General features: G+C 61.2%; 6 protein-coding genes. 2 read left to right on the forward strand and 4 right to left on the reverse strand.

The window, feature by feature from the left end; genetic code table 11:
- Nucleotides 1–527: 527 nt before the first annotated feature.
- From JKL46_RS34210 to JKL46_RS34225, 4 genes are all read right to left on the reverse strand, one after another.
- A complete protein-coding gene (locus tag JKL46_RS34210; protein WP_201842879.1) occupies nucleotides 528–740 on the reverse strand; it encodes a dodecin in 213 nt (70 codons plus the stop codon).
- A gap of 121 nt (nucleotides 741–861) precedes the next feature.
- Nucleotides 862–1,290: an alpha/beta hydrolase family protein gene (locus tag JKL46_RS34215; protein WP_201842880.1), complete on the reverse strand. Its 429-nt coding sequence runs from the start codon at nucleotides 1,288–1,290 to the stop codon at nucleotides 862–864.
- Nucleotides 1,291–1,295: 5 nt separating this feature from the next.
- A complete protein-coding gene (locus JKL46_RS34220; RefSeq protein ID WP_201842881.1) occupies nucleotides 1,296–1,826 on the reverse strand; it encodes an extracellular catalytic domain type 1 short-chain-length polyhydroxyalkanoate depolymerase in 531 nt (176 codons plus the stop codon).
- A 255-nt stretch (nucleotides 1,827–2,081) separates the two neighbouring features.
- Nucleotides 2,082–2,294, reverse strand: coding sequence for a NepR family anti-sigma factor (locus tag JKL46_RS34225; RefSeq protein WP_201842883.1), 213 nt, complete (start codon nucleotides 2,292–2,294; stop codon nucleotides 2,082–2,084).
- A gap of 242 nt (nucleotides 2,295–2,536) precedes the next feature.
- On the opposite strand from JKL46_RS34225, the gene JKL46_RS34230 reads away from it, so the two are divergent.
- Nucleotides 2,537–3,133, forward strand: coding sequence for an ImmA/IrrE family metallo-endopeptidase (locus tag JKL46_RS34230; RefSeq protein ID WP_201842885.1), 597 nt, complete (start codon nucleotides 2,537–2,539; stop codon nucleotides 3,131–3,133).
- Nucleotides 3,134–3,979: 846 nt separating this feature from the next.
- Nucleotides 3,980–4,131 (forward strand): co-chaperone GroES (locus JKL46_RS34235; RefSeq protein WP_201842886.1); only part of this gene is annotated, 152 nt, incomplete at its 3' end.

Raw genomic sequence — 4,131 nt, forward strand, 5'->3', positions numbered from 1 at the left:
AAGGGTGGACGGGATTAAATCGGAAGCGTGGACGACTTCAAGTCGGTACACATGGACGGATTGCGTCGGTATCCGCAATGCGACGCCCTGGTTTCGCGAGGCCGATCCGCAGAGCATCCTCCATCGTGTCGATCGTAACTGGTCCAGCGTCTGATTGCGGATGCGCTTGAGACCCGGCCGGGCTACGAGGACCTGCATCAACTAGTGGAGTATGCCGCGACCCGCCTGCGGGACGAGTCTCTGGAGGATCCGACCTGGGATGCCCTCACCTGTGTCGTCGATGCATCCGAGGCCCAGGAATGGCTCGCGGAGAACCGGCCGGAGATTGCGTCCATAGTCGAAGGGCGGCAGTCAGCCTCGTGAGCTGTCGACGCCGTGTGAACGGCGAGCGAGGCTGATCGGATGGCTTTTTTCGTCCAAGATCAACCGGTGGCAATCGCCGATGCCTTGGCGATGCCACGCATGGCCTGGCGGCATAGGCCAACCCGCCAGCACGTTGAGGCAAGGCCGGCCTGAGGGCCTAGAGATCACGCGTCCTCGAGCGTAAATCCCGCCTTGAGCACGACCTGATAATGCCGGACCTCGCCGTCCTCGATGTGGCCGCGTGTCTGGACGACATCAAACCACTGCAGATTCCTCAACGTCTGACCGGCACGCTTGATGGCGGTCTGGATGGCATCCTCAATACTGGTCTCGGAGGAGCCAACGAGTTCGACGATCTTGTAGACGTGATCCGACATCACATGCTCTCCCCGTTTGATCCAGGATCATAAGTAGGACAGACGACATCGCCTGCGAGGCCGTCGCGCTCTCGTTCGCCCTTAGTGCCGCATGCTCTGCTGCGTAGTGACGATGTGACGACTACTTCCTGCCTGGGGCTCGCTTGCGGTGAACAAGGCCCCACGATGTCGCTAAATGAAGCGTGGACGACAGGCCCACATCGAGCATGAAGCGCTCGGCGCCTCGCGCGCGGGCCTGCGCCTTCGTCCGGCGCACCGGTGTGCCATGACCCATGCCCTCGATGAGGCACAGCTCAACAACCGTCTCCCCCTTCCGGTTCGACCATGTCCGGTGGCGGTGGCCTGCAAGGGATGCTTGCGTAAAGATGTCCTCGTCGATGCCATGCACGTTGGTCCATTGGCTGAGCAAAGCGGCCGCATTGGCGGCTGCAACGGTCCGATCCGCCATGCCGTGCCAGATCGACACCCTTGGCCGCGGGCCCGTGTGAGATGACGCCGAGCGGACAAGATCACCCCATTGCTGCGCCGTGCGCGCCTGCGGCTTCTTCATGGCGGTCATGACATGGCGTAGGCCGGACGCGGCGCCAAAGGGCAGTCCGGCGATGATCCCGCCCCGGCAAAGACTTCGGGATAGGTGGCCAGCATCACCGATGCCATGGCGCCGCCGGCTGAGAGCCCCGTGATGAAGATCCGGGCCGGGTCGATGCTATGGGTCCGACGCATGCGCGTGACCATCTGACGGATCGACAACGCTTCGCCTGAGCCGCGTCGCGCATCGTGAGGCTGGAACCAGTTGAAACAGTGGTTTGGATTGTTGGCGCGGGACTGCTCGGCATAGACAAGGAGAAAGCCATGCCGCTTGGCCAGCAGCGACCAGCCACTGCCCTCGTCATAATCGCGCGCCGTCTGCAGGCAGCCATGCAGCACCACAACCAGAGGCGCTCTGGCGGGGAGCAGCGGCGGAACGTATGTCAGCATTCGAAGATTGCCTGGATTGGACCCGAAGGAGTTGACTTCGGTGAGCCTGCTCTTCTTAGGCTTGGTCTTGCGCGGCTTGACGATGAGTTTGCGCGAGGTCGCGGTCACCGAGCGAAGGGTCTTTTCCCACCGGCGCTGCGCTTTCAGAAGACGGGCAATGGGAAGCTTCAGTCGGATGCCTGACCGGTTGGGAGCTTTCGATGCAGGGCGATTCAGATGAGGCACAAGCGATCCCTGCGGCATCGGTTGCAGCGAGCAGCCCTGAATTGGCTGCGAGGTCCGTGACACGCTTCCAGTTGATGAGTCGGGAACGTAGCAAGTCAGGTCTCTAATGGGTGGACTGCATCCCAGAAGTCTCGGTCCTCATCGCCTCACCCCATGACGATTGGCCTGCTCCTGCGCATCGAGCTTCTCGATCAGCGGCTGGAGGCGCTCGGGAAACTCCTCCTCGAGCATCTCCGTGTAGAGCTTGCGGAGAAAATGGCCGACAATCTTGGCCGTATAATCCGGCGAAGGGGACGCCGTATCCGAGAACTGAAGCCCCTTCATCTGCTCGTCATTGACCCGCACCGCCATCTCCATCGCCTGCCCTGGTTAGGGCATCAACAGCTCTGTGGAGGATCGGTTTCAGCGTAACCTCAGGCTCTGCCTCGTTCTGCGCCGGCGCCTGGAACAGAGATAGGCGCCATGGTCAAGCCGAGCTGTGATGGGAAGGACAAGGGTCATTCAGCACTGTGACTACCCCGAGGCGAGGGTTGCAAATCCAGACATTTCGCATTATTCTATATATAGTAGATTACTTTATCCAGAGGCCCCATATGTTGCGGCATGTTGCGGATGAAGAGATTGAGCAGCGCGTCAGGGTTCTGCGAACGGAACTTGGTCTGCAGAACCAGAGCTGCCCCGACCTGACGACCGTGATCGACAAGCTCACGGCCCACTTTCGGCACTTCCGCTCCCAGACAATTCCAGACGCCGACATGCCCGGTGAGGAGGCGCACTGGGACATCCGAAAAGGCGTCTTACAGATCCGTGAGAGTGTCGTCGCTGCCATGCAGAGGGGCGAGCCAAGAGCGCGGATGACCATCGCCATTGAGATCGGACACTTCGCCATGCGGCACGCGGGCACTCGTAGCATGAGGGACGCCCGATCGACCGCTGGAAGGCTCGGGCTGGAGGCCAAGAAGGAGGAGAGCGAGGCAAGACGCTTTGCTGCGATGTTCCTGGCTCCCAACGATCTCCTCAGTGCGACGGATACGGTTGAGGAGATCGCGGACCGGTTTGGACTGAGCTTCGAAGCAGCCATGATCCGCAAGGGCGAGTTCGATGCGTTTCGGCGCCGCGCCTCTGGCAGGCGGCGCGAGCTGCCGTCTGTCGTGGTCGATTACCTGAAGGATGCTCAGAAGCGGGTATGAGGCTGCGGACAGACTTGGATTGAGGGGCCTCTGACGGAGCTTCCCATCGTTCGGCGACATACCGCCCATCCACAGTGCCGTTCCGAGGTTGGGGCCCGTCGATGAGGTTGGATGCGAGGAATGCTCAGGGTCGTTCAGGCCATCGCCGGAGACGATGGCGGGTCCTATCGGGTTGGCTGATTGTCACTTTTGGCGCTCGCGCCCGCTCGCCGGTCAACTTCGATCGCCACAGTCGACCAGAACCGAAACCCTTGCTCGCTGCCTCTTGCGCGGCAGTAAAATGCCTGCTGCCGTGCTCGGGCGTAGGCTGCCCCTCCTTCATCCGTGATCAGGCAGATCGCCTCGTACTCGACGGCGGTGAGACCTGCTTGGGATGTGGTCTTTGGACGACGGGACAGCAGGGCTCGGATGGATCCGATCAGGCGCTTCATAAAAGCCAGTATGGACAGATGATGGGATGGGTCAATGAGCGCCCAGGACGATTGATGGTACCGCCAATGCGCGTCGTCACAGCCCTGTCAAAGTTTGCAAGCAGACGTGCTCTCTTCCTAAGATCTGTCACTTAGTATCGCCAAAGCATTTCATCCGTCCCGCTGCCCCAGGCTTGGTGGGGCTATTTTGTTGCCCTTTGGGCGTCCGCCGCGGTGGCAGAGGACCGATAGGGGCTACCGGCTCCGACAGTGGTCACAAGAGTCCGGCGCACCTCAAGCTTGGCCTTCGAAGGGTCTTGCCTCGCCTGCGGCATTGGATTATCTCCCTCGCTTTAGCACTCTCATGCGTCGAGTGCTAACCGGGCTGCTCGGCGCAGACGAGTGCTTCCAATTAAACGAACGAGGAAGCACCCCCATGAAGTTCCGTCCGCTGCACGACCGCGTCGTCGTCCGCCGCATCGAGGCCGAAGAGAAGACGGCCGGCGGCATTATTATCCCGGACACCGCCAAGGAAAAGCCGCAAGAGGGCGAAGTCGTCGCCGTCGGCCCCGGCGCCCGTGACGAGAA

The organism is Microvirga zambiensis WSM3693 (assembly GCF_016735695.1).
In the GTDB taxonomy this organism is placed as follows: domain Bacteria; phylum Pseudomonadota; class Alphaproteobacteria; order Rhizobiales; family Beijerinckiaceae; genus Microvirga; species Microvirga zambiensis.

Excerpts from the sequence above, each read along its gene's own strand:
- JKL46_RS34225 (WP_201842883.1), bottom strand. The coding sequence starts at position 2,294 with ATGGCGGTGCGGGTCAATGACGAGCAGATGAAGGGGCTTCAGTTCTCG.
- JKL46_RS34210 (WP_201842879.1), bottom strand. The coding sequence starts at position 740 with ATGTCGGATCACGTCTACAAGATCGTCGAACTCGTTGGCTCCTCCGAG.
- JKL46_RS34230 (WP_201842885.1), top strand. The coding sequence starts at position 2,537 with ATGTTGCGGCATGTTGCGGATGAAGAGATTGAGCAGCGCGTCAGGGTT.
- JKL46_RS34215 (WP_201842880.1), bottom strand. The coding sequence starts at position 1,290 with ATGAAGAAGCCGCAGGCGCGCACGGCGCAGCAATGGGGTGATCTTGTC.